The organism is Paenibacillus hamazuiensis, assembly GCF_023276405.1.
Classification (GTDB): Bacteria; Bacillota; Bacilli; order Paenibacillales; family NBRC-103111; genus Paenibacillus_AF; species Paenibacillus_AF hamazuiensis.
The window spans coordinates 5,911,701-5,937,019 of sequence record NZ_JALRMO010000001.1 but is presented as its reverse complement, the minus strand read 5'-3'; the positions used below and the strand labels follow the sequence as shown (position 1 = coordinate 5,937,019).

General features: G+C 56.8%; 19 protein-coding genes and 1 riboswitch. Of the genes, 17 read left to right on the top strand and 2 right to left on the bottom strand.

From position 1 onward, the window contains the following. Positions 1-44 precede the first annotated feature (44 nt). On the top strand, positions 45-1,448 hold the full coding sequence (locus tag MYS68_RS25780) for an MFS transporter (RefSeq protein ID WP_248928593.1): 1,404 nt from the start codon (positions 45-47) through the stop codon (positions 1,446-1,448). A gap of 276 nt (positions 1,449-1,724) precedes the next feature. On the opposite strand, the gene MYS68_RS25775 is transcribed toward MYS68_RS25780, so the two are convergent. Continuing rightward, entirely contained in the window at positions 1,725-2,627 is a 903-nt protein-coding gene (locus tag MYS68_RS25775; protein ID WP_248931014.1) for an NAD(P)/FAD-dependent oxidoreductase, read from the bottom strand. 376 nt (positions 2,628-3,003) lie between these two features. Beyond that, a riboswitch (cobalamin riboswitch) is annotated at positions 3,004-3,210 on the top strand. A gap of 231 nt (positions 3,211-3,441) precedes the next feature. On the opposite strand from MYS68_RS25775, the gene MYS68_RS25770 reads away from it, so the two are divergent. The 5 genes from MYS68_RS25770 (at position 3,442) to MYS68_RS25750 (ending at position 12,511) form a co-directional block, all read left to right on the top strand. Further along, the gene (locus MYS68_RS25770; protein ID WP_248928592.1) at positions 3,442-8,004 is read left to right on the top strand and encodes an S-layer homology domain-containing protein; all 4,563 of its coding nucleotides are present in this window, start codon (positions 3,442-3,444) and stop codon (positions 8,002-8,004) included. Positions 8,005-8,074: 70 nt separating this feature from the next. Continuing rightward, positions 8,075-8,932, top strand: coding sequence for a DUF4430 domain-containing protein (locus MYS68_RS25765; RefSeq protein ID WP_248928591.1), 858 nt, complete (start codon positions 8,075-8,077; stop codon positions 8,930-8,932). Next, the gene (locus MYS68_RS25760) at positions 8,929-9,816 is read left to right on the top strand and encodes an energy-coupling factor transporter transmembrane component T (protein WP_248928590.1); all 888 of its coding nucleotides are present in this window, start codon (positions 8,929-8,931) and stop codon (positions 9,814-9,816) included. The genes MYS68_RS25765 and MYS68_RS25760 overlap by 4 nt, the downstream gene beginning before the upstream one ends. Further along, positions 9,783-11,807, top strand: coding sequence for an ABC transporter ATP-binding protein (locus MYS68_RS25755; protein WP_248928589.1), 2,025 nt, complete (start codon positions 9,783-9,785; stop codon positions 11,805-11,807). Before MYS68_RS25760 ends, MYS68_RS25755 begins: the two co-directional genes overlap by 34 nt. Next, on the top strand, positions 11,804-12,511 hold the full coding sequence (locus tag MYS68_RS25750; protein WP_248928588.1) for an ECF transporter S component: 708 nt from the start codon (positions 11,804-11,806) through the stop codon (positions 12,509-12,511). The genes MYS68_RS25755 and MYS68_RS25750 overlap by 4 nt, the downstream gene beginning before the upstream one ends. Positions 12,512-12,999: 488 nt before the next feature. Here the strand turns inward: MYS68_RS25750 and MYS68_RS25745 are convergent, their stop codons facing one another. Beyond that, positions 13,000-13,890: a LysR family transcriptional regulator gene (locus MYS68_RS25745; protein WP_248928587.1), complete on the bottom strand. Its 891-nt coding sequence runs from the start codon at positions 13,888-13,890 to the stop codon at positions 13,000-13,002. Positions 13,891-14,060: 170 nt separating this feature from the next. On the opposite strand from MYS68_RS25745, the gene MYS68_RS25740 reads away from it, so the two are divergent. The 11 genes from MYS68_RS25740 (at position 14,061) to MYS68_RS25690 (ending at position 25,316) form a co-directional block, all read left to right on the top strand. Beyond that, the gene (locus tag MYS68_RS25740) at positions 14,061-15,434 is read left to right on the top strand and encodes an ABC transporter substrate-binding protein (RefSeq protein WP_248928586.1); all 1,374 of its coding nucleotides are present in this window, start codon (positions 14,061-14,063) and stop codon (positions 15,432-15,434) included. Then, positions 15,431-16,318 carry a carbohydrate ABC transporter permease gene (locus MYS68_RS25735; RefSeq protein ID WP_248928585.1) on the top strand — a complete coding sequence of 296 codons (888 nt, stop codon included), beginning with the start codon at positions 15,431-15,433 and terminating at the stop codon, positions 16,316-16,318. The genes MYS68_RS25740 and MYS68_RS25735 overlap by 4 nt, the downstream gene beginning before the upstream one ends. 2 nt (positions 16,319-16,320) lie before the next feature. Next, complete coding sequence (locus MYS68_RS25730) at positions 16,321-17,181, top strand: carbohydrate ABC transporter permease (RefSeq protein WP_248928584.1); 861 nt, start codon at positions 16,321-16,323, stop codon at positions 17,179-17,181. Between the two features lie 30 nt (positions 17,182-17,211). After that, entirely contained in the window at positions 17,212-18,204 is a 993-nt protein-coding gene (locus tag MYS68_RS25725; protein ID WP_248928583.1) for an alcohol dehydrogenase catalytic domain-containing protein, read from the top strand. Between the two features lie 25 nt (positions 18,205-18,229). Then, positions 18,230-19,258: an alcohol dehydrogenase catalytic domain-containing protein gene (locus MYS68_RS25720; protein ID WP_248928582.1), complete on the top strand. Its 1,029-nt coding sequence runs from the start codon at positions 18,230-18,232 to the stop codon at positions 19,256-19,258. 26 nt (positions 19,259-19,284) lie between these two features. After that, positions 19,285-20,763, top strand: a complete 1,479-nt coding sequence (locus tag MYS68_RS25715) for an FGGY-family carbohydrate kinase (protein WP_248928581.1) — start codon at positions 19,285-19,287, stop codon at positions 20,761-20,763. A gap of 64 nt (positions 20,764-20,827) precedes the next feature. Beyond that, positions 20,828-21,664, top strand: coding sequence for a class II fructose-bisphosphate aldolase (locus MYS68_RS25710; RefSeq protein WP_248928580.1), 837 nt, complete (start codon positions 20,828-20,830; stop codon positions 21,662-21,664). Positions 21,665-21,686: 22 nt separating this feature from the next. Then, positions 21,687-23,129 (top strand): NAD-dependent succinate-semialdehyde dehydrogenase, encoded by a 1,443-nt coding sequence (locus MYS68_RS25705; RefSeq protein WP_248928579.1) that lies wholly within the window; start codon positions 21,687-21,689, stop codon positions 23,127-23,129. Positions 23,130-23,151: 22 nt separating this feature from the next. Further along, a complete protein-coding gene (locus MYS68_RS25700; protein ID WP_248928578.1) occupies positions 23,152-24,237 on the top strand; it encodes a mandelate racemase/muconate lactonizing enzyme family protein in 1,086 nt (361 codons plus the stop codon). Between the two features lie 40 nt (positions 24,238-24,277). Next, positions 24,278-24,982 carry a sulfite exporter TauE/SafE family protein gene (locus tag MYS68_RS25695; protein ID WP_248928577.1) on the top strand — a complete coding sequence of 235 codons (705 nt, stop codon included), beginning with the start codon at positions 24,278-24,280 and terminating at the stop codon, positions 24,980-24,982. A gap of 79 nt (positions 24,983-25,061) precedes the next feature. Continuing rightward, entirely contained in the window at positions 25,062-25,316 is a 255-nt protein-coding gene (locus MYS68_RS25690; protein ID WP_248928576.1) for a hypothetical protein, read from the top strand. Positions 25,317-25,319: the final 3 nt, after the last annotated feature.

Genomic DNA, 25,319 nt, shown 5'->3' with positions numbered 1-25,319 from the left:
CAGCGGGAAAAAATATAAAAAATGCTGTGGGAGATGAGTAGAGAGTGGAGAGAGAGAACAACCGTACGAATCGACCGCCAACCGCCGGTGGAGCGGCCGCGTCCGGCCGCCTCGTCACGGCGCTGTGCTTTGTGCTGTTCTTTTCGGTGATGAATGCGACGATGTTCAACGTGGCGCTGCCCGATATTGCCGCCGATTTCAGCTTAAGCCCCTCGGCGGTCAGCTGGATCGTCACCGGATATTCGGTCATTTACGCGCTCGGGTCGCTGCTTTTCGGCAAGCTGGCCGACAAATACCCGCTGAAAAGGCTGATCACGATCGGCTTGCTGCTTTTTGCGGCGGCTTCCGCCTTCGGTTTTTTCGCAAATTCCTACGCGCTCGTATTAATAGCCCGATTCGTCCAGGCCGCAGGCGCTTCCTGCGTGCCGGCGCTTGTGATGCTGATCCCGGTCCGTTTTTTTCAGCCGGAGCAGCGGGGCAAGGTGATGGGCGTCATCGCATCGACGATCGCCTTTTCCTCTGGACTCGGTCCGATTATAGGCGGCTTTATCGCGGGCCATTTGGGTTGGAATTACCTGTTCCTGATCTCGCTGGCCGCCCCGGTCGTGCTGCCGCTTATTCGCCGGTCGCTTCCTGAGGAACAGGTTCGGTCCGGGGAAAAAGTCGACTTGGTCGGAGCCGCCCTGCTCGGTGGCGGAGTAGCGGCATTCATGCTGGCCGTAACGCAGTTCAGCGCCCTGTGGCTGCTAGGAAGCGTCGTTCTCACCGCGCTGTTTCTTTGGAGGACCGGCAAATCGCCCAATCCGTTCATTCAACTCAGGCTGTTTTACATATCCGGCTTTGTGAACGGACTGGTCGTCAGCTTTACCGGATTTTTTACTGTTTTCGGCGTTTTTCTGCTGACTCCCATCATGTTAAAAGGACTGTACAACCTAGACGCGCAAACGATCGGCTTCGTACTGTTCCCGGCCGCCATGCTGGCCGCGCTGCTCGGGAGGGTCGGCGGGCAGCTGGCCGACCGGCGCGGCAGCAAGTATACGCTGTACGTCGCACTCACGATGCTGGCCTTCGGATTGCTTTGTTTATCGGCAGTGAACGGCTTATCGCCCTGGATCATCGCCTGCGCTTTACCCTTCGTCAATGTGGCTTTCACCTTCATGCAGGCGTCGCTGGCCAAAGCCGTTTCTTCTTCTCTGCCGAGGGAGCAAACCGGGATTGGAATGGGGGTTTACAACCTGGTTAACTTTTTGGCTGGGGCGATCAGCGGCTCCGTCCTGACCAAAGCGATCGAGTTTGACGCAAGTTCGCTGAACTTCACCTCGCTCGGGCAACCTACCACGTTTGGGGCGGTGTATTTTGTCCTGGGGCTGCTCGCGCTTGCCGATATGCTGTGGGTGTTCTGGAAATTGGAGCGGAAAGCGGTCGCCGTACCGACAATGGGGAAGTAGCTTGGCCCATCCGCTTTTCGCCCTCTGTGTCCGTGGTCTTGTTTTGCCGGTTGTATGAGTTCGTCGGCCACGGTTGGACTCGCGTCGACACAGGCTTTCATAAATCCCTAAATCATTAGGTTTGTCTGAAGGCGTACTACTGTTCCCGCTACAAGTTTACCCTTTTGGGCGCAATTTAAGCAAAAAACGCAAGATTAATCGACAGCCCCCTATAGTTCGCTAAAAAGATCGATGAGGGTGGCCGATACTTATAGGCAGGTACTGATTCTTAAAGGCTCACTCAAACTCCTCGTCCGACAAATCCGTATTTATCCTCATGGCGACCCGGCTGCCGGACGCCGCGGCAAGCACCAATTGAGAGGGCCCGATGTACGCAGCATCTCCAATGACAAATAAGCCGGGGATATGGGTTTGTCCCCATTCATCGGTCGCAATCCCGCCGATAGGCGTTGTTTCGCAGCCGAGCTGCTCCGCGAACGGTACGCTTTGCACGAATCGGGGAATCACGAAACCTCCGGCCCGCGGAATCTCGGTTCCGTCCGCGAACCGGACATGCTCCAAGCGCCCGTTTTGACCGACGAACGCCGCAATACGCTGCTCCATGACCACAATGCCTTTGGCTTGGAGCTGCTTTTTTTGTTCATCCGTCAGAGGCGCCCGGCCGTTTGTGCAGACGACCAAATCCTTGCTCCAATTGAAGAGCAGCTTGGCCGAGTGAAAAAAGGTCGGCAGTTCGGAAACGACGACAAGAGGTTGGTCCCGCAGTTCCCACCCGTCGCAATAAGGGCAGTTAAACAAGCTTTTTCCGTACAGCGGGTAAAAGCCTTCGATGTCCGGAAATATCTCCTTGACGCCCGTCGCGAGAATCAGCTTTCGCGCTTGAACGCGAACGTCGGACGAATCGAGCAGCTCGAACCCGGACTCCAGCTTGCGAACGGAAACGATTTCGGTTTGCAAATGATCGACAGACGGATACCGGAGCACCTCCTCGTAAGCAATGCGGCGGAACTCGGACGGCGTAATGCCGTCTCTCGTAATAAAACCGTGGGACGCATGCGTAACGGCATTTCGCGGCCGGTTGTTGTCGATCAAAGCGATACTTCGTCTTGCTCGGCCAAGCACGAGGGCAGCATTGAGACCGGCAGGTCCTCCGCCAATAATTGCGCAATCGTAAACCATCATAATCAGCTCCTTATAATTGGATATTAAAGACTCTTTATGTCCATAATTAGACATCCCGAGCAGATCGACCCGGAAGGCGAGTCCGCGCAATGAACCCGAACGGACACCGGCGCCGCTATAGCCTATCTCATATGCCGGCTGCCGATAAACGACCATCCGCACTTAAAGCGGCGTGGGCCAAGTCCCCCAGTCTTGAATCGGGGACTTATTGGATCTATAATATCCTTGAAGGCAGTAGTATGTCAAGCAGACAAGAAGTGACCGGAGCAAAATGCCGTTTTATCCCGCTTTCCCGGTTTATTTTTCCAATGAGTCGAGGCTTGCAAAAAAGGTTGGACGGCCCGCAAGGTTCGTGGTATCCTTTTAAAATAATTGAATATACTCGGATAGATGTCGAAGAGGGAGCCGGCGGCTCCATGCCTTCGGCAAACAGGGAAGTCCGGTGAAAATCCGGCACGGTCGCGCCACTGTAAGCGGGGAGCGTCTTCCACCAGGTCACTGTCTCCACAAGGAGGCGGGAAGACGGAAGAGCAGCTACGATCCGCAAAGTCAGGATATCTGCCTATCCGGGAGAACCGCCGCCTACGCGAACATAGGAGAGGGGAACGACTGCCTGTCAGGAACATTCTTCGCCTGCAAGTTTGTCAGCGCATCATTTCGGCATCCCTTTCTCCGGGATGCCTTTTTTGCTGTTTAGGAAATTATGCGGGGCCCCCAAAGTGTCAGGAATGCGCTGCAAAGGCCCGTTTCGCTTTGGGGAATTCGTTCGGTTCGCTTAGGCTATCAACAAAGAGAGGGGAATTTGCAAGACATGAAGAGATGTACCTATTTAAAAAAGACCGGCCTGATCCTGCTGAGCTGGTGCCTGCTGCTGTCCGTGCTGGGCGGGACGCCGTCTGCGTATGCGGACGAAGCGGGTAAGGGGCAGATCACGGTCCCGCAAGCGATGGAGGACGCGGCACGTTATATCATGACCGTGGACGGAAACGCGTTGACGGACTGGGACGCCTATGCGCTGGCGAAAGCCGGGAAGCCGGTTCCGGTCTCGTATTTGGCGGCGATCAGCGCCCAACTGGAGCAAAACGGCGGCCGCTACAGCAACGTCACCGACTATGCCCGGATTGCGCTGGGCGTGAAAGCGGCGGGAGGCAACCCGGAGCAGATTGCGGCCGGCAAGACGACGCTGAATTTTATCCAAAGCATTTATGATAACGATGCGATGACGGCGCAGGGCACGAACGGCGCGATTTACTCGCTGCTTGCCCTGAGCAGCGGTACATACGGCATTCCGCAAAACGCGAAATGGAGCGCCGATAAAATCGCAGCCTGGCTGATCCAGCAACAAAATGAGGACGGCGGCTGGCCGCTTGCGGCCGGTGGAGTGAGCAGCGTAGATATTACCGCATCCGCCATCGGCGCATTGTCCGCATACAAATCGCTGCCCGGCGTACAGCAGGCGATTGACGAAGGCGTCGACTGGCTGTCGGCAGTCCAACTGACGAACGGCGGTTTTTCGGAAAAGGGGATCGGCGAAAGCTCGGAGAGCGCCGCGCAGGTGATCATGGCGTTGTCCGCCGCCGGCGTCGACGCCCGCAGTACGGACTTTACGAAGGCAGGCGGCAATCCGCTCAGCTATTTGTTCAGCTACCGGCAAAGCGACGGCGGGTTCGCCCATGTGACCGGCGGCCCTTCCGGCGCGGGAGCGACCGGGCAGTCCTTGATGGCGCTGGCCGCCTATGAGGCGTTTACCGGCGGCAACAGCGGATCGTATGAAGCCGTCCTAAGCTCCGGCAATGGAGGAACGACCGGGGCTGTGAACGCTGCCGTCCGTGTCGTCGGGCCGGACAAAGTGATCGCCGATGGCTACGCTACGGCAAAGACCGCTTACGAGGCGGTAACCCAGGTGTTAAAAATTGCGGGTATCAAATATGAAGAAACGCCGGAGCATTTTTTCTTATCGGTAAACGGGATTTCCGGCAGCGGCGGCACTTATTGGTATTATAACGTCAAGCGACAAGGCGTATGGGATTACACCAACACCAACATGCTCGGCTTGTATGATTACGAGCTGCGCAGCGGCGACGAAATTTATTTGTACTACAGCGGATATGATACCGCGCTGGTCAAGTCGATCGAGGTTACTCCGGCGCTGCCGGTGGCCGGCCAAGCGTTCCAGGTGAAGGTGCAGCAGTCGGTGTGGAACTGGGTGTACAACCGGGAAGACGTAACCGTGGCATCCAGCGTTTATGTGGAGCTCGGCGGCAAAAAGGTGGAAACGGACGCCCAAGGCATAGCGCTGTTCCCGGACGGTCTTCCCGGCGGCACGTATAAGGCGGAAGTAACGGGATACCGCACCGGAACGGCTCCGAAAATCGTCACGGACTCCGCGACGGTGATGATCGGCTCGCTTCCTTCCGATCCGGCCATCGTCCGGATCGAAGGTTCTTCGGCGACACATGCGTCCGGAAAAGCTTATTTCACGAATTTGCTGGATAGCGTCCAGCAGCTGCTGACCGAGAAGCAGGTCCCTTTCCAAATCGTTAATTTCAGCTTCGGAAAATATATTAAATCGGTCGGGTCGGATGCCGATTCCTGGCTTTATGCCATCCATCGCGATGGCAAATGGGTCATTCCGATGGTGGGGATGGCGGATTACTCGCTTCAACCGGGCGAGGAAGCCGTTATCTATTACGGCGGATTCGACGCGCAATACAATCCGACGACGTACCTGATCGATTCGGTCACGCTGAATCCTGCGCAGCCGAAAGCGAACGAATCGTTCACCGTGACGGTGACCAAAACGAACGGCTTTGATGCGCCGGTTCCGGCCGCAGGGGTTTTGGTCAAAGTCGGGGATTTGACGGCGACGACGGACAGTCAGGGCGTCGCAACGTTTGCCGGACTGGCCGAAGGAACCTTCACGCTCGATATTTCCGGGTATGCTGCCGGAGGGGCGCCGACCGTCGTTCATACGGCGCAGACGATCACCATTCTGCCGAAATCGGGCGGCACGGGAACAGGCAGCGAACCGGTCATCTATTTAACCGTCATCGGGGACAAAGATATGGGGACGATTGTCTCGACATCGATGGCGCTGCGCAGCGGCGATACGGCATATTCCGTGTTGATTCGCGCGTTGGGCGCGGACCGTGTTGAGTCGTCCGGTTCGGGTCCGACGGCTTACGTGCGGGGCATCGACGGGCTGAAGGAGTTCGACCGGGGGCCGCTCAGCGGTTGGATGTACGCGGTCAACGGCAGCTACCTCAACTCGGGAGCCGCTACCGCCACGTTAAAAGCTGGAGATAAAGTATCCTGGCGTTATACGCTGAACGGCGGGACCGATTTGCGGAGCGAAGCGGGGGCAACCACAGCGGCGGCGACCGCACTTGGCGGTACGGCGCTGACCGAGGCGGTCAAGGAGCTGGGGCTTTCCTACGATAATAAGAAGCCGATCAGCGCCTTCGGAAAGACTGCCGTCGTCCTGAATGCCGATAAGAAAATGTCGGCGGCAGCCGCAGAATCGCTCCACAAAGAGCTGGCATCCAACAAGGTGTTCGTCGAGAAGCTGGTGTTTGCCGATACTTTTGCGACGGTGGCGGATGCAAAAGCGGAAGTTCAGCTGAATGTGCCGGCCGGCGCGCTTAAAAAAGTAACCGGATTGAAGGTGAGCGAGCTTCCTGCGGAGGAAGCGAAACGCAGCGAGCTTGTCTCGCCTATGTACGAATTCGGGCCGGCGGGGCTTTCCTTTGAAATGCCGGTGGAACTTTCGATCAAAGTGCCGAGCGCTGCGGATAACCTCGATCAATGGGCGCTCGTGTGGCTGAACGAGCAGACGAACGAGTGGATTCCGATTCCGGCCGTCATCGATGCCGAAACGGGCGTCGTGACCGGAATGGTCAACCATTTTACGAAATTCGCCGTTATCGATAAGTCGAAACTGCCGGCAGCGGACAGAGGATATTCGGCTGAAGATATCAGCCAGGCTATCGAGCGCGCGTCGGGGTGGCTGAAGAACGGAACGGAGCTTAGCGACTGGTCCGCTTACGCACTAAGCAAGGCGGGAGCGGCCGTTCCGGACGATTACACGTCTCGCGTCGCGGCCATGCTGAAGGAGAAAAACGGAACGTTCCGCAACGTCACCGATTACGAAAGATTGGCGCTCAGCGTACAGGCTGCAGGGGGCAATCCGGAATCGATCGGAGGGTTCAATCTGATCGAGCGTATTTATAACAACGAACGTATGGAAGTGCAGGGAAGCAACGGTCCGATTTACGCGCTGCTTGCCTTGAACGGCGGGGCGTACCGCGTGCCTGCCGAAGCGAAATGGACGACAGCGAAGCTACTGCAGTGGATACTCGATGTGCAAAATGCGGACGGCAGCTGGCCTCTCGTGAAAGGCGAGGCGGGGAATCCCGATTTGACTGGAGCGGCGTTGGCTGCACTCAGCCCTTATAAAGAGCGTACGGAAGTCGCAAACGCCATGGAAAAAGCGGTGAAATGGCTCGGCTCCGTTCAGGCGGAGGACGGAGGTTTTGCGCTGGAAGGGACGGAGAATGCCGAGAGCACGGCCCAGGTGATCTGGGGGCTTTCGGTCAGCGGATACGATCCACTGGGCGGTTTGCACTTCAAGACCGGCGGCAAAAGCATGCTGGCCTACTTGCTCGGACTGCAGCTGGAAAACGGCGCATTCCCGCATACGCGCGGCGGGGACGCAGAGGTGATGGCGACCGAGCAGGCTTTGCTCGCGCTGGGTGCTTACAAGGCATACCTGAACCCTGCGGGCCCGGCTCAAGCTGCCCCGGCCTCGCAGCCGGCAGCGCCGGCATACGCCGATCAGGCGGATATCGCATCCTGGGCGCTGCCGTTCGTGCAGAAAGCGTCCGTTTACGGGATCATGGAAGGAACGGGCGGGGCGGCTCCTGCTTTTGAGCCGAAAAAGCCGGTGACGCGCATCCAGTTTGCAGCCATGCTGCTGCGTTTGCTGGGCGAGGCGCCTTCGGCCGAGACGAAAACGGCGTTTGCCGACGTTCCGGTTGACTCGTGGTACGCGGGTTACGTCGCGAAAGCTGTCGCCAAAGGCATCGCAAGCGGAGTCGGCGAGGACCGCTTCGCTCCGGATGCAGCCATTTCGCGCCAGGAGATGGCGATCATGCTGGCCCGGGCGCTGAAGCTCGAAGCTTCCGGCAACGGGGCGGGCGGATTCGCCGATTTGGCGGATGCGTACCCGGGCTCCGCAGCGTACATCCAGGCCGTCGCGGAAAAAGGGCTGATGGAAGGCGGCGAGTCCGGGCGGTTTATGCCGCGCGACTCGGCCACCCGCGAGATGGCGGCGGTCGTAGCCGTAAGAGCTTATGAATTGACAAAAAAGCCGTAATCGACCAAGATGAAAAGAGCCCTGTAAGCAAAGGGCTCTTTCTTCCTTTTCATGCAAGGGGGGACCACCCATGAATAAATTATTTCTTTCGGCCGTCGCTATCATGATTTTGGCTGCGGGATGCGGCACGCAGGCGGCACAGGAGCAGGGCAAGCCGCAGACGGCCGCGCAAGCGGAAGCGGGCGGCGGCGCTGGCGGGACAGCGCCCGGCGCGTCATCGCCGGGAGTGGCCGCAGCGGCACCCGGCGGCGAGCCGCCAGCCGCGGCCCCGGCGGGCAGCGCCGGCCAGGCGCCGGCGGGCGCGCCTGCAGCGTCGGCGTCCGCCGCGGTGCCGGCAGGCTCGGGGGCCGCTGCGCCTCCGGCCTCGGCGAGCCCGGGCACTGCTGCGCCGCCGCCGGCCTCCGCGAGCGCGGGTGCAGCAGCGCCGCCGTCGCCCGCTGCGGCTGACCCGGCCGCGCCCGCAGCGTCGGCGTCCGCCCTCGCGGGCGCGGCGGATCAAACGCCGGCTGCAGCTTCGCCTGCGCCGGCCGCCGATGCCGCGCCGTCCGGGCAAGCGCAGGCGGCCCCCGCCGCTTCCGAGACAGCCGAGCTGCATATCAGCATAACCGGGGACAAGGAGCGCGGCGTCATTTTGAAAGAAACGTCCGTGCCTTTTAAGGATGGAATGACCGTGTTGGATGTGCTGAAGCAGGTGACCAAGGACAACAAAATTCAAATGGAATATACGGGGAAAGGCGCTTTCGCCTATGTACAGGGGATCGATAATCTGTACGAATTCGACGGGGGTCCGAAAAGCGGCTGGATTTACAAAGTGAACGGACGCGCTCTCGGAGAGGGCGCCGGCTCTTATAAGCTCAAATCCGGAGACAAAATTGAATGGCTGTACACGCTTGATCTCGGTGCGGACGTAGGGGCGAAAATGAAATGAACAGCGGGTTCCGTTCCTTTCACCCGTTTCCCTGCTTTTTCTTTTACGCGGGCTGCTTTACGCTCGGCATGATCGTGAACCACCCGGTTTACGTCGTCACCCTGCTGCTGCTTTCCGCGCTGCTCATCCTGCTCGAGCGGGAGCTTGCGGCGCTTGCAAGCACGCTGAAGTTTTACCTGCCGATCGGCATGCTGTACGTGCTGCTCAATCCGCTGTTTGCCCACCGCGGCCGCCATATTTTGTTTTATTTCTGGGATCAGCCGGTCACGCTGGAATCGATCGTTTACGGACTGTTATCCATGATCAGCTTGCTCGTGATCCTGGTGCTGTTCATTTCGTTTAACGCGGTGATGACGCCGTCCCGGTTTCTTTACCTGTTCGGATCGGTCTTTCCGAAAATCGGGCTGCTCGTCGTCATGTCGATGCGCTTTGTTCCGCTGCTGAGACGCCGTCTTGCCGACATTTCCGCCGTGCAGAAAACGAAGGGCATCGACATCGGGCACGGAAACCTGCGCAAAAGAATGAAGGACGGCATGAAGCTGCTGCAAATTTTGCTGACCATAAGCCTTGAGGATGCACTGCAAACGGCGGATGCCATGAAGGCGAAAGGGTACGGCTCCGGGGCGCGCAGCCGGTACGAGGAATTTGCGATGCGTTCCAGAGATTGGGGCCTGTCCGCGGTGCTTGCCGCGCTTTTGGCGGGGTGCATCACATTCCGGATTCTCGGGTATGGGACGTACCGGGTTTTTCCATCGCTGGGTACTGTCACTCTTCAGGGCTGGGAGATGCTGTCGTACGGCTGCTTTGTACTGTTTGCCGCGGTGCCCGTCATCATTGAAGCAAGGGAGGTATGGCTGTGGCGATCCTGGAAATCCGGGAGCTGAGCTTCCGTTATGCGGCCGGAGAGCGTACGGTTCTTGACCGGATCACCCTTGACGTAGAGCAGGGGGAGTTTGTGCTGCTGTGCGGAACGTCCGGGTGCGGCAAAACGACGCTGCTCCGCCATATCAAAAAAGAGCTGGAACCGGTAGGGGTGCGAAGCGGCGAGGTGCTGTTTCAAGGCCGGCCGCTCGGCTCGCTTGAAGCGAGGCCACTCGCGCGGCAGATCGGGATGGTGCAGCAAAGCCCGGAAAATCAGACGGTCACGGACCGGGTGCTGCCCGAGCTGGTGTTTGCGATGGAAAATGTCGGCTTCGAACCCGATCTGATGCGGCGGCGGGCGGCGGAGCTGTCCAATTATTTCGGGCTTGATCCGCTGCTGGACAAACACGTGTTCGAGCTATCGGGCGGGCAAAAGCAGCTCGTGCAGCTCGCTTCCGTACTCGCCCTGCAGCCGCGGCTGCTGCTGCTCGACGAACCGACGGCGCAGCTCGATCCGCTGGCCGCGCGGGAGCTGATCCGGCTGCTTCAGCGGATCAATCAGGATTTAGGCCTGACGATCGTCATGGCCGAACACCGCTTTGAAGAGCTTCTGCCGGTGGCGGACCGGGTGGTCGTGATGGACGAAGGTTCGATCCGGCACGTCGGTACCCCCCGCGAAGCGGTTCGGGCGATGTGGTCGGACGGTGATCGCAAATGGAAGCATTTTGTTCCGCCGGTTCCGAGGTTCTTTTTGCAGCTGGCGGAAGAGGGGCCGGCAGGCGACAGTTTGCCGCTGACCGTCAAGGAAGGACGGCAGCTGCTGAGCCGCATGCCCGCATTCGGCGCGATAGCAGGCTCGGCGGGGGCGGCCACATCGAAGGCCGATGCTCTTTTGTCGGCTGGACGGTCGGCTGGATCCTCGGCAGGCGCACCAGCTTTAGGCATGAATACGGCCGCATCCTCGGCGGGTGCGCCTTCGATGCCGGCTTCAGCACGATCGGCAGACTCTGCCTCGGGGGCCGCTCCAGCGCCGGACGCAAACTTGGCGACAGCAGGCTCAAAGGCGGTAAACGCATCCCCCGGAGCTGCGGAGAAGTCTTTTGCAGGAGGCTTGGCAGCCGGCCTGTCTTCCGGCGCGAATCCGGCCGGGGATGGCCGTTCACAGCCTCTGGTTTTGCTGGAGTGCCGCGACCTCGTCCTGCAGTATACGCCCCGGGATGCCGCGCCGGTGCTGAAAAATGCTTCACTGCGCGTCTGTCGCGGAGAAGTGCTCGCCATTCTCGGCGCGAACGGCTCCGGCAAAACGACGCTGCTGAAAGCGCTGGCCGGCGTTCTGAAGCCGCAGAAGGGGAAGCTGCTTTTGGACGGGAAGGAGCTTGGCAAATGGAAGGCCCACGAACGGGCCGCACGGATCGGCTTTCTGGATCAAAACCCGTTGACCTTTTTTATCGAGGAAACGGTGGAAATGGAGCTCCGGCAGGCGGCGGGCCGCGGCCGGGAGCGCCTGGAAGCGGCAGGCATCGCGGGCGATGCTGTTGACGGGATGCCGGGTACTGCCGCCGCTCCCAACCTCGGCGTCTCCCGCACCTCCTCCGTCGCCGAAATCGCAAGCGCGTTTGGGCTGTCCCATGCGCTGGACAGGCACCCATGCGATCTGAGCGCCGGGGAGCAGCAGCTGGCGGCGCTTGCCGCCGTGCTGCTGGCCGGCCCGGAGCTGCTGCTGCTCGACGAGCCGACGAAGGGGCTCGACCCCGAGGCCAAACGCCGGTGGGGAGAGCGGCTGAGCGAGCTGCGGCGGATGGGCAGGACCGTCGTCATGGTCACGCATGACGTGGAATTTGCCGCAGAGCACGCCACCCGGTGCGCGATGATGTTCAACGGGGCGATCGCGGCCGAAGGTGCACCCGCATCGTTTTTTCGCGATAACTTGTATTATACGACGGCGATGACTCAACTGCTTGGAGAGCAATGGGGGGGCGGCATCGCCCCGCAACGGCCGGAGGAATGCATATGAGCCGCGCCCGAATCGCGCTTTTTGCCGTCATCCTGCTGTTTGCCGGGTCCCTTGCATTTATGGCCTGGGCGACCGACGAGCAGTATATGCTCATTTCCTTTTTTCTGGTATGCGCGTCGATCGTCCCGTTTTTCCTCCGATTTGAAAGGCGGACGGTTCAAGCCCGGGAACTCGTGCTCGTAGCCGTGCTCTCCGCGATCGCCGCCGTCGGCCGGGTGCCTTTCGCGGCGCTTCCGAGCGTGCAGCCTACGACGTTTGTCATCATCGTCTCCGCGCTGGTGTTCGGCTCCGAAACGGGCTTCATGGTCGGGGCGGTCGCCGCGCTCGTCTCGAATATGTTTCTCGGGCAAGGCCCCTGGACCCCCTGGCAAATGTTCAGTTGGGGCATGATCGGGTGGACGGCCGGCCTTTTGCAAACGTGGGGTTTGCTCGGGAGCAGGTGGATGCTGCTCGTCTTCGGATTCGTATGGGGCTTTTTGTTCGGCTGGATTATGAACATTTGGGCGCTCGCGGGCATGGGGCAAAATTTGACCTGGGCTGCCGTCGCCGCTTCGTATGCCGCCAGCTTTTATTTCGATCTCGCCCATGCGCTGAGCAACGTGTTTTTCCTGTCCGTGCTTGGGCCGGGGTGGATTCGCATTTTGCAGCGTTACAAGAGGAAGTACGGGCTGCTGGATAATGAGGCGGATGGAATTTTGAAATAATCCAATCATAGTCCGTGTAATCAAACTTGAAAACAGCGGCGCCGCTTCTTAAAGAAGGGCAGCCGCTGTTTGATTATGCGGATACGTATTTGCGGTAGTGAGAAGATGGGAGAGTCCCATTGTTATCAGGCCAACTTACAAATCCCCAATTCCACTGGTGCCCGAGTTTATAAAGGAACTACAGTGCGCTAAAATGGCTATTTCGACCAGTTGGCGAAAATTAGAGGAACTGTAGTGCGTTATTTGCAAGTTTTTCCGCCACAGGTGCCATTTTTCATCGATTTAGCGAACGCCAGTTCCTCTATTTTTCGGATGAGCCCATCCACTCGAGAATAGCGAACGCCAGTTCCTCTATTATTTGGATGAGCCCATCCACTCAAGAATAGCAAACATCAGTTCCTCTATTTTCAGACGATCCCATCCACATCAAGAATAAAAAAACGTCAGCTCCTCTATATTTTAAGTTCGCTCTGTTCGGCGGCGCCCCGTTATTTCCTCATCCAATCGTTATTCAGCATGAATTCGATAAATTGCTGCACAGGCTCGGACGAAACGGCGGACCGTTTGTGCATCATGACCAAATGCCGCGGCACGCGAAAGGCGGAGCAGTTGGCGACCGCGAGCAAGCCGTGCTCCAGCTCCAAACGAATGGCGGACATCGGCAGCATCGATACGCCGAGCCCCCGGGTGATCGCCGCCTTGACCGCTTCTAGCTGGCTGAACTGGATCACGACGTTCACGTGGTGTCCGGACAAAATGTCCTCCATCACGGATTGGATGAACAGCCCGGAGGAATAAAAAATAAACGGCAGAGTCAATATTTCCTCGAAGGAAATAATTTGCCCGGATGCCCACGGATGTTTTCCCGGCAGCACAAGCACCAATTCGTCTTGGGTAATTCTCGATACCCGGATTTCATCTTTTAAGATAACGCTTTCATAAGAAATAGCTATGTCAATCTGGTTTTTTATAAGTTTTTCGATAAGTTCCGTATTGTTCTCTTCGAATACGGCGTTAAAGCTGATATAAGGGTTTTTTTCCATGAAACCGGAGATGAAATTCGGAAGAAAATAAGTTCCCGGAACCGTGGACGAGCCGATAAACAACTTTTCCTTGTGGCGGCCAACCCTAAGCAGCGCATTTTCCGCTTCCTCCACCATGTTGAATATTCTTCGCCCGTATTCGAACAAGGTTTCCCCGTGATGGGTCAGGCGGAACAGCCGTCCGCGGCGTTCTATCAGCTTTTTTCCGAGCGTGAACTCCAGTTTGCCGATATGCTGCGAGATCGCGGGCTGGCTGATATTGATCTCTTCCGCCGCTTTGGCGAAGCTTTTTAATTCGGCGACCACGCAGAAAATATATAAATGATGCAGATTCAAAGGTATCCCTCCCGCCGGCGCAGTTCCTTTAGATAAGTTTAACTTATAGGAACTTAGATTATATGTATTTTACAGTATGATAACGCTATCATATAATGAACGCAAGCATCAAGTGACATTACTCGACAAGAAATTCCATCAGAAATTAAAAAAGGGAAGGGAGCTTTCAAATGCGAAACTTGAAAATCAATCTTGCTGCATCGCTTTCCGTTTTCATGCTGCTCACCAGCGCCTGCAGTTCCGGAGGGACCGGGAACAAGCCTGCCGCAAGCCCGCCTCCGACAACCGCAGAAAATAAACCGGCGCAGACGGGATTTGACTGGAAGCAATTTTCCGGGCAAAAGATTTCGCTGCTTGCCAACAAGCAGCCTTGGATAACGACGCTGGAGCCGCATATCAAAGAATTCGAGCAGCTGACGGGAATCAAGGTCAATACGATGATTTTCCCGGAGGATCAGGTCCGGCAAAAGGCGCTCATCTCCTTGCAGGCGAGCAGCGACGAGTTCGATGTGTTCATGTCGCTGAAATCCCGCGAGGGCCTGCAGTATTATAACTCCGGTTTTTACGAAAACCTTGACGGCTACGTCACGAATGCGAAAATCACTTCTCCCGATTTTGATGTAAAGGATTTCTTCGAAGGGCCGCTGAACGGCGAGAAAATCAAAGGCAATCTTGTCGGACTGCCTATCAATGTGGAAGGGCCGGTTCTTTATTACAATAAGGAGTTATTCCAGAAGTACGGCGCGGAAGTGCCGAAAACGCTGGATGAAATCGAAACGGCGGCGAAGAAGATCGTGGACGGCTCCAAAGGCCAAATTCACGGAGTGACGCTCAGAGGATTGCCGGGCGCTCTGCCGTTTACGTTCGGCAACTTCATATACAATAACGGAAAAACGTGGTTTGACGACGGCAAACCGAACTTCCAGGATCCGACCCGGATTAAAGCGATTCAGCAGTATGCCGATCTGGCGAAGAAATACGGTCCTCCCGGGGTCGTCCAATATTCGTTTTACCAGTCCTCCGCTTTATTTGCCCAAGGCAAGGTCGCGATGGAGATCGAATCGACCAACGAGCTGAACTCCATCATCGATCCGAAAAACTCGCGGGTGATCGATAAGACGGGCGTCGTTCCGGTTCCGCCGGGTCCGGGAGGCAGCAAGCTGACGCAGCTTCAATGGGGCCTGTCGATCAACAAATTTGCGAAAAACAAAGAGGCGGCATGGCTCTTTATGCAGTGGGCCACCTCGAAGGAAATGCAGCTGGAGATGGCGTTAAACGGCATCGCGAGCCCGCGCAAATCGACCTGGGATAACGAGAAGTTCAAGTCCTCCATGGACACGCCACTCAAGCAGCAGTGGGTCGAAGCATTGAAATTCATTATGGCGAACGCCAACCCGGATGTCGGCCCTCCTGCGGAGGATCAGGCCCAGGTCAGACAGCTTATCGGGGAAATGGTCGACAAGGTCATATTGGGCGATAAAACGGCCGAAGAAGCGGCCAAAGAGGCTGATGCCAAACTGACGGAGGTTCTGAACAAAAAATGAGTGTTCCAAGCTCGCGCACATCGCTCACTCGTCTCGCTCCTTGGATTATGGTGCTTCCGTCCGTCATTTTTACCGTACTGCTGATCGGTTTTCCGATTGTTTACGTGATTTATTTGATGTTTACGAAATGGGCTCCCGGTTCCTCCTTTTGGGGGCTCCCCTTTGTAGGGCTGGACAACGTGAAGGCTACGTTCAAAGATGTTTTGTTTTGGAAATCGACCTGGATTACGCTGAAAATTTCCGCCATCTCGCTTTTTTTTGAGGTGGTTTTGGGCACCTATTTGGGCATTTTGCTCAGCAAGTCCGTCAAAGGCATCAAGGTGCTGCGGGTGTTGTTCTTCTTCCCGGCTATCGTGCCGTCGGTTGCGGCGGGGATGGTATGGGTGCAGCTGTACGATCCGTCGCTCGGCTTTCTCAATTATGTGCTGCAAACGTTTCATTTGCCGGCGGGAACGTGGCTGAACGACCCGGAATCGGTCATTTACGCGCTTTCTATCGTGGACATCTGGCAGTGGACGCCTTTTATCGCCATGATTGTGCTCGGAGGGATCCAGGCGCTGCCGGAGGATCCTTACGAAGCGGCTTATATGGACGGCGCCAGCAAAACGCAGGCTTTGTTTTACATTACGCTGCCGATGCTTAAGCAGACGATACTGATCGCGCTGATGCTCCGTTCGGTCGATATGCTGCGGATTTTCGATACGATTTACGTGATGACGCAGGGCGGGCCGATCAATTCGTCCACTTCTCTGAATATTTACGGGTACCAGCAAGGATTTCTGTATACGAGCATGGGCAAAGCAAGCACGGCTATGCTGTTTCTGCTGCTTATCGTCATGACGATCAGCTTCCTGCTTACCCGATGGCGAAAGAGGTATGTATGACGATGAATACATTAACGGCGCAAAAATCGGCGCAGTCTTCGGTTATTGCCGTGAAAAAAACGTGGAAGTCCAGTTTGGCGGTTTATATCCAATTGGCGGTTTGTTTTATAGTCTTCGTATTTCCCATCGTGTGGATGCTGATGTCCGCATTCAAGGAAAATGTGGACATCACCTCGTATCCGCCGAAGTTTATTTTCAGCCCGACGTTGGATCATTTCCGGGAGCTGTTCGTTTCTTATCCGTTCGGCAAATATATCGTCAACAGCTTGATCGTTACCGGCGGCTCAACGGCGCTCGGCCTTCTGCTCGGCGTTCCGGCCGCCTATGGGGCGGCCAGGTACGGCTTGCAGTGGACGGCCTTTCTGACGCTGATTGCCCGCATGGCTCCAGGCATACTGTTTCTGATTCCTTGGTACGTCATCGCTTCGCAATTAAAAATAACGGACACCTACATGACCTTGATCGTCACGCATACGGTCATCACGATGCCGCTTATCGTATGGCTCATGTTGTCCTATTTTCAGGAAATCCCGAAGGAGATCGAGGAATCCGCGTTAATCGACGGCTGCGGCCCGTTCCGGGTGCTTTGGCAAATCAACATCCCGCTGGCGCTGCCCGGCATATCGGTGTCTACTGCGCTGTCGTTTATTTTTTCCTGGAACTACTTTTTATTCTCGCTTGTGCTCTCGGGTTCGAACACGACGCCGCTCACCGTAGCCGCCTTCAACTTTATCGGGGTTGCGGCCGTGGACTGGGGCGGCCTGATGGCGGCGGCGACGGTCATCACGGTTCCCGTGCTGATTATCGTTGCGCTTGTGCAAAGATGGCTGATTCGCGGGCTGACAAGCGGCGCAGTGAAATAAGAGAAATCATAAGGATGGGAGCGAACTACATTGAAAGCAGCGCAATTTTTGGGTGAAGACAAGATTAAATTGGTAGAGACCGGCATCCCGGCGCTAACGTCGGAGGACGATGTCATCGTCAAGGTGAGCTGCTGCGGGCTGTGCGGCTCGGATAAACGGTTGTTTCATAACGGCGCGGGCCACATACCGGGTCACGAAATTGCGGGAGTGGTCGCGCATGCCGGAGCCAATGCCACCATCAAGCCGGGTACGAGGGTGATCATCTATATCCCGATCTTTTGCGGCGAATGCAAATACTGTGCAGCAGGGGAGACCAACCGGTGCCAGCATATCCAGGGGCTCGTCGGCTGGCAGCGCGACGGCGGATACGCCGAATACGTCAGGGTACCTGCCCGCAACGTGATTCCGATTCCGGACGATCTGACGGACAGCGACGGCGTGCTGCTGCTGGATACCGTCGGTACGGCCGCACATGCCATCCGCCTGGCGAAGCGGAGCCTCGCATCGGCTGCGGTGGGAGACAAGGTGCTCGTAATCGGCTGCGGACCGCTCGGGCTCGGCACCGTTTTGACGCTGAAGGCTTTCGGGTTTACCCGTATTTATGCGGCCGATCCTTCTGAGGAAAGGCTGTCTGTGGCGAAGGAGTTCGGCGCCGAGGAGTATGTGGCCGATCCCGAATCGTTGGCGGGCGAGTTCGCTATCGTCATTGAAGCGAGCGGCAGCGCGCCGGGGCGGAAAACGGCCATCTACGCGGTGGAACCCGGCGGAGCGGTCGTGATCCTGGGAGAAAGCAACGATCCGTTCGTGATCCAGCCTACTCCGACGCTGAGAAGGAAAGATTTTTCCATGATCCGTTCGTTTTACTTCGACATGAATGAAGTTGCGGAAAATATTGAGCTGTACCGGAGCAACCAGCGTTCGTTTCAAAGGCTGGTCAGCAAAATCGTTCCGTTCGAGCAGCTGGAAGAGACGTTTGTCGAGTTTTGCCAAGGCAAGACGATCAAACCGTTTGTGCGGTTATAAATAGACGGATCGGGTGGAGGAAGCGATGAAATACTTGGCTGCGCAGTATCAGGGACACCATGAACTAGTGCTGGTAGAGAAAGAAATTCCGAAATTGAAAGACCATGACGTGCTCATTCGTGTGGCGTCGGCGACGATTTGCGGCACCGATTTCCATATCCTTGAGGGGAAATTTCCAGCCGAGCCGCCGGTCGTGATCGGTCATGAATTCGCCGGTTATGTGGAGCAGGTCGGCTCCAGGGTAACGTCGGTGAACCCTGGCGATCTGGTCACGATCGAACCTCATGAGTTTTGCGGGTTATGCAAATTTTGCCGTATTGGTAAAGAGCATCTTTGTCTGAAAAGAAAAGGATACGGAGTCCGGCTCGACGGCGGCTTTGCGGAATTTTGCGTGATCCCGGAAAAGACCGTGTATAAGGTTCCCTCCGGCATATCGCCGTCGGTAGCGGCGCTTACGGAAAATATCGGCTGCTGCCTGCACGGCATGGAACGGGCGAATGTTCAATTCGGGGACGATGTCGTCGTCCTGGGCGGCGGCTTCGTCGGCGTAGTGCTCGCCGAGCTGGCGAGAATGAAAGGCGCAGGGCGGGTGTGCATCGTCGAGCCGAACGATTATCGCCGGGAAGTGGCGGTGCAGCGCGGGTTCCTCGCCATCAATCCGATGTCGGACGATGTGGAGCGGACGATCAAGGAAATGACCCAAGGTTTGGGTGCCGATGTCGTCATAGAAGCGGCGGGCCGAATCGATACGGCGAAGCTGACTTTGCAGCTTGTCGGCAACGGCGGCACCATTTTGTTTTTTGGAGTCGTTCCGCCGGAGTTTTCGATGGAAATCTCACCCAACGTTATTTTTTCGCGAGAGCTGACCTTGATGGGGTCGTTAATTAACCCGTACAGTCACCACAAATCGATTGAAGTGCTTGAACGATTGCATTTGGAGCCCTTGGTTACAGGCCATTTCGCCTTAAAGGATATTAAAGAAGCGTTTCGGACCGCACAGAGCGGGAACGGATTTAAGGTCGCCGTGCACCCCGGTGTGGATAGATCCCATTAACAACTTTGCAGGACGTGGAGGAAACTATGCGAAAAAAGGATTCATTATACATCGGTCTGGATATTGGCTCCACCCACATCAAAGCAGCTGCATACAACAGGCTGGGCGAACTGAAAGCCATCGCGCGAACGTCGACCCCGGCCCATGTGACCAAGGACGGAGGGATCTATCACCTGGCCGGAGAGCTGTGGGAAAACACGGTCAACGCGCTTCGGACGTGTGTGGAGCAGGTGCAGGCGCAGGGCCATAAAATCAAGGCGATAGGCATCGCAAGCGTTGCCGAGGCCGGTGTGCTGCTGGATGACGGCGGCGAGCCGCTTGGCCCCGTGTTGGCCTGGTACGATCAACGTCCGAACCAATATTTAAACATGGTTAAGGACAAAGTGCCGGCCCTGCAATTTTACCGGAAAACCGGTCTGTACCCTCAGGCCAAATATTCGCTAATGAAATTTTTGTGGATGAAGGAACACGTCCCCGAGCAGTGGGGCAAGGGCCGCTCCTGGCTGCACGTCGCCGAATATATCGCCTACTGCTTGACCGGGGAGCGAAAAACGGAAATTTCCCTCGCCAGCCGGACGATGCTGTTTAACATCAAGCAGCGCCAATGGGACGGCGAGCTTATGTCGGAATTCGGGATTCCGCAGGGCTTGCTGCAGGATATCGTGCATGCCGGCGAAGTGGTCGGTTATGTGCAAAAGCAGGTCGGTGAATATACCAAGCTGCCGGATGGCATACCGGTCACGATAGCCGGGCACGACCACATCGTCGGCGCCTTCGGAATCGGCAGCACGCTCGACGGCGATGTGACGAACTCGTGCGGGACGGCGGAAACGCTTGTCATTACGATGCCGCAGCTCGATATGGACATGTTTACGAAAATTCCCGACTTTACGATAGGCTGCCATGTGATAGCCGACCGCTATTATGCGCTTCTTCCCGTCGGGACGACCGGCGGCATTATCGAATGGTTCCTTTCCATCACCGGATGGAGCTACGAGCAGCTGCTTACCGTATTGTCCCAGGAAAACGGAGCCAATAAAGCGGTGATGTTCTACCCGGCTCCTTTGGGCGACAGCGAGTCCGAGAGCCACGTTCAGATGGCCTGGTTCGGCGGCGCGTTGACCAACAGTTACTCCGCGCAGATGGCATCCGCCATCATTCACGGGTTAAGCTGTTTGTTCCGCTACCGGATGGAAGTGCTGCAAAATTTGAACATCAAGATGGAAAGGCTGATGGTCACGGGCGGATCGACCAAAAACCCGCAATGGATGCAGGCCAAAGCCGACATCCTGAACCGCCCGCTGCATATCGTCCGCGATTCGGAAGGCGTCGCCAGAGGGGCGGCTATTTTCGCCGCCAAGTCGGGCAACGAGCTGGATGAAATCCCGGTCCCGTCCTCGCTGACCGTGATGCCTAATGCGGAAAACGTCAATAAGCTGCGGGAGCAATACGAAAAACATTATTTGCCGAAAATCGAAGTCGCTAAAAGCTTGATGATCATATAAGAGTGTGTTGTGTCTTTTTGAACATGCTCATAAGCATCCAAATCACTGAGAAGGGGATTCCATCATGACACTTGTTTCCGGACTAAAATGGCTTGAGCATGCCCATAAAAACAATTACGCCATCGGCGCCTTCAGCGTAGACCATATCGACAGCATCGAGGCGGTTATCCAAACGGCCGAGCAGCTCGAATCGCCGGTGATGATTCAAACCGGTCAAGCCACGTTGAATCATACTCCGATGAACGTGCTGGCTGCGGCCGCAAGGGAAGCCGCCCGGAACGCCAAAATTCCGGTCGTGCTTCATCTGGATCACGGAAACGGGTTCGCCCAGGCGATTCAGGCGATTCGCTGCGGCTATACTTCGCTTATGTTTGACGGATCCAACATGGATATCGAGGACAACATCCGCATAACCAAAAGCATCAAGGAGGCGGCGTCGGCTGTAGGCATCCCTTTGGAAGCGGAGCTCGGCAAAGTGGGTACGCGCGGCAAAAACGAAATCCGCCAGCTGACCGATCCGGACGAAGCGGTGCGTTTCGCCCGGGAAACCCAGGTTGACAGTCTTGCCGTTGCCTTGGGAAATATTCATGCGGCCTATGGGGAGCAGGTCCATATCGACCTGGACCATTTGAAGCTGATCCACAACCGGATCGGGCTGCCCATCGTTCTTCACGGCGGAACCGGAGTGCCGCACGACGATGTGAGGAAGGCGATATCGCTCGGCATCAGCAAGGTGAACATCGCCACGGAATGGCGCCGGGCGACGATCGATTATTTGCGGCAGCATCTGGCGGAGCCGCAGCATAACGACTTTTTCGCCATCATCCAGGGTGTGCGTCAAACGATCCGGGACATCGTCAAAGAGAAGATCGAATTATTCGGGAGCGCGGGCAAAGCGTAAGCGGAAAGCAGGAGGCGATCGTATGTTTGGGAATTTATACTATGACGGGCAGTGGAAGGAAAGCGCAAGCAAAAAAACGATGGACGTCACCAACCCGGCAACCGGGGAGAAGGTAGGGACCGTATTCGCCGCCGAGAGGCAGGACGCGGCTGCGGCTGTCGACGCCGCGGCGCGTGCCTTTAAAACATGGTCCCGGCTCAGCGCGGCGGACCGATCGGCGCCCTTATACAATGCGTACCGGCTGTTGACGGAACGCGCAGACCATGTCGCCCGTATATTGACGATGGAGCAGGGCAAGCCTTTGGCGGAGGCGCGCGGCGAAGTGATGCAGGCGGCCGACTTTTTGCGCTGGTACAGCGAGGAAGCCAAGCGAATATACGGCGAAATAATCCCCGCCTCCTCCGTGAATAAACGGGCTCACGTCATCCGTCAGCCGATCGGAGTCGTTGCGGCGATAACGCCTTGGAATTTTCCGGCCTCGATGATCACCCGGAAAATTGCCCCGGCGCTGGCTGCCGGCTGCACGGTGGTCATCAAACCGGCGGAAGCTACGCCGCTGACCGCCGCCGCTTTGTTCGAGATATTTCACGAGTCGGATTTTCCGCCAGGCGTCGTCAATTTGGTCTACGGGGACGGGCCGTCGATCGGAGCGGAATTTTTGGAGAACCGTCTTGTGAAGAAGATCGCTTTTACCGGCTCGACCAAGGTCGGCAAACATTTGATCGCAGGTTCTGCCGATCAGGTGAAAAAGGTTTCCCTGGAGCTCGGCGGCCACGCTCCGTTTATCGTGTTTGAGGATGCCGATTTGGATCAGGCCGTGGAAGCGTGTCTGATCAGCAAATACCGCAACGCCGGGCAAACGTGCATATGCGCCAACCGGATTTACGTGCAGGATACGATCCTCGAGACGTTTTCCGAAAAGCTGGCCTCGCGCGTCCGGTCGCTCAAGCTGGGCAACGGCCTCGAACAAGGGGTGGAGATCGGTCCGCTGATCAACGAAGCGGCTTACCGGAAAGTCCAGGAGCATGTGGACGACGCTTTGGCCAAGGGCGGCAAGCTGCTGGCGGGAGGAAAACTCAGTCAAGCCGAAGGCATGACCGGTTATTTTTATGAGCCGACGCTGATCGGAGACGCCAGTCCCGATATGAAAATTTGTAGCGAGGAAACATTCGGCCCCGTCGCTCCGATCCTTACATTCAAGACGGAAAACGAAGCGGTCGAGCAGGCCAACGACAGCGTGTACGGACTTGCCGCTTATGTCTTCACGCGCGATTTGGGGCGGACCTACCGGGTGGCCGAAGCTCTCGAATACGGCATTGTCGGCATCAACGATCCTTTGCCGGGAGCGGCGCAGGTTCCGTTCGGCGGCTGGAAGGAAAGCGGAATAGGCCGGGAAGGCGGGCATTATGGGCTGGAGCCGTTTTTGGAAATCAAATATATCTCCATAGGCCTGAACGACCGTTAATGGCGGAAGGATTGGTGAAGGTATGAAAATCGCATCTTTTAAAACCAGGGTCGTATCGGTGCCTGTGAAATACCCGGTCGTGTCCTGTGTCAGAAAATCCGGGCAGATCGTCTTTGTGCTGCTGGATGTGACGACCGACGAAGGAATGACGGGAGTTTCCTACGCGCAAGCTTTCCATCTGCATGGGGCGCAGGCGATCCGTTCCTGCTTGTCCCATTTGGAGTCCGTCCTGACCGGTGAGGACCCGCGAAATATTCACGGCCTGTGGCATAAAATGCTCGAAGCGATCAAGCTGCTCGGGCATCAAGGGCTGCCGATGTTCGCCGTGTCCATGGTCGATATCGCGCTTTGGGACCTGCTCGGCAAAACGACCGGTCTTCCGGTATGCCGCCTGCTTGGCGGAGAGCCGGGGACATTTGAAGCCTACCAAAGCGACGGGCTTTGGCTCGTTTCGCCGGCGGAGGCGGCCGCCCAGGCCGAAGCGTTCGCCGCTTCGGGCTTCCGCTCGATGAAGATGCGTTTGGGGCGGGCGAAGGAAGAGGAGGATCTCAGCGCCGTATGTGAAATTCGCAGAGCGATCGGTGAAGAGATCGAGCTGATGGGGGACGTCAATCAGGGATGGACGGCGGAGAAGGCGCAAGCGATGGGCAAACGGCTTGCCCCTTACAACCTGGCGTGGATCGAGGAGCCGGTCGAAGCGGAAAATATGAAGACTCACCGAACATTGTCCGCATCTTTGCCGATTCCCGTAGCCACCGGTGAAAACTTATACGGCGTTCGCTCGTTCCACCGTTTTCTGGAAGAGTCCGCCGCCGATCTGTATACCCCCGATTTGCAGCGCACCGGAGGAATTTCCGGGTGGAAGCAAATCAATGTGCTGCTGGAGCAGTATGGAAAACCGTCGGGAATCCATTTATTCCCGGAATATGCCGTTCATTTGTTTCCGCTCATCCGCCACCCGCTCAAGCTGGAATGGATGAGCTGGGCCGGCGCGTTGTTTAAAGAGCCGCTCCAATGTGTGGACGGCTGCGTCCGGACGCCCGATCTGCCGGGATTCGGTTTCGAATGGGATGAAGCGGCGGTAACCGCCTTTGAAGTGAATAAGTAGCTATCCGTTCGAAGCAGCGGATTCAAGGAGAATGCTGCCGATGCTGGTTGGACTCATTTTATTCATCGCCGTGCTCGTCTCGACCGTTTCCGGGTTCGGGTCGTCGCTGATCGCCATGCCTTTGCTGACCATGATGATAGGAGTCAAAGAGGCCTCCCCGCTTGTCGCCTTGGTCGTGCTCGTGCAAAATGTCGCCATTATCGTGAAGTACCGCCATGCCTTTCAATGGAAAGACATGGCCTTATTATGCGCAGGAGCGCTGCTTGGCGTTCCCTTCGGCGTCTTCGCGCTGAAAGCGCTCGACGAGAAAGTCGTATTGACCGCCTTGGGGACATTGCTTGTTTTGTATTCGATTTACGATTTGTCAGGCAAACCTCTTCCAAACGTGAAGCGCAAGTGGGCTTCACTGTTCGGCTTTGCCGGAGGCGGCCTGGCAGGAGCTTACAATACGTACGGCCCGCCCATTATCATTTACGGCAACTGCCGGAATTGGAGCCCGGAAACGTCGAAAAGCAACGTTCAGCTGTTCGGCTTGCTGAACAGCGTCTTTGTCATCTCGCTGCATGCGTACAGCCATCACTATACGGATACGGTGGTCCATATGTTCTGGACCTCGGCGCCTTTTCTCGCGGCGGCTTTGATCCTCGGACTAAGCGTGGACAAGTATATCCGAAAGGCGGCGTTTCGAAAAATCGTCTGCGTGCTGCTGCTGGCCGTCGGATTGAAAATGATATTTTCGCAGTAACCGGACCCCGGAAGAAGGGTCCGTTTTTTTACATTTCGGGTCATTTTGTATTAATATGGACTGGAGTGCTCCCCACAAAGTGGAAAAATGCAGAAGCCGGGTGAACGAAGCGATGGAACAATACCAGACGCTGATCGGCGTCGTTTTGGAAAAGCTGGATCAGACGTACAAAGAGCTGAAGTTTAACTACAACGGTCTGGACGGGGTGCTGTCCGGACATACCGATGAGGAGCGGAGCAGCGTTCCGGAGCTGATCACGATCAAGGATTTGCGGGACGCCTACGGGGAACTGATCGGGTGTATGGAGAAGCGGTTTCCCGGGCTTAAGGGCTAGGAG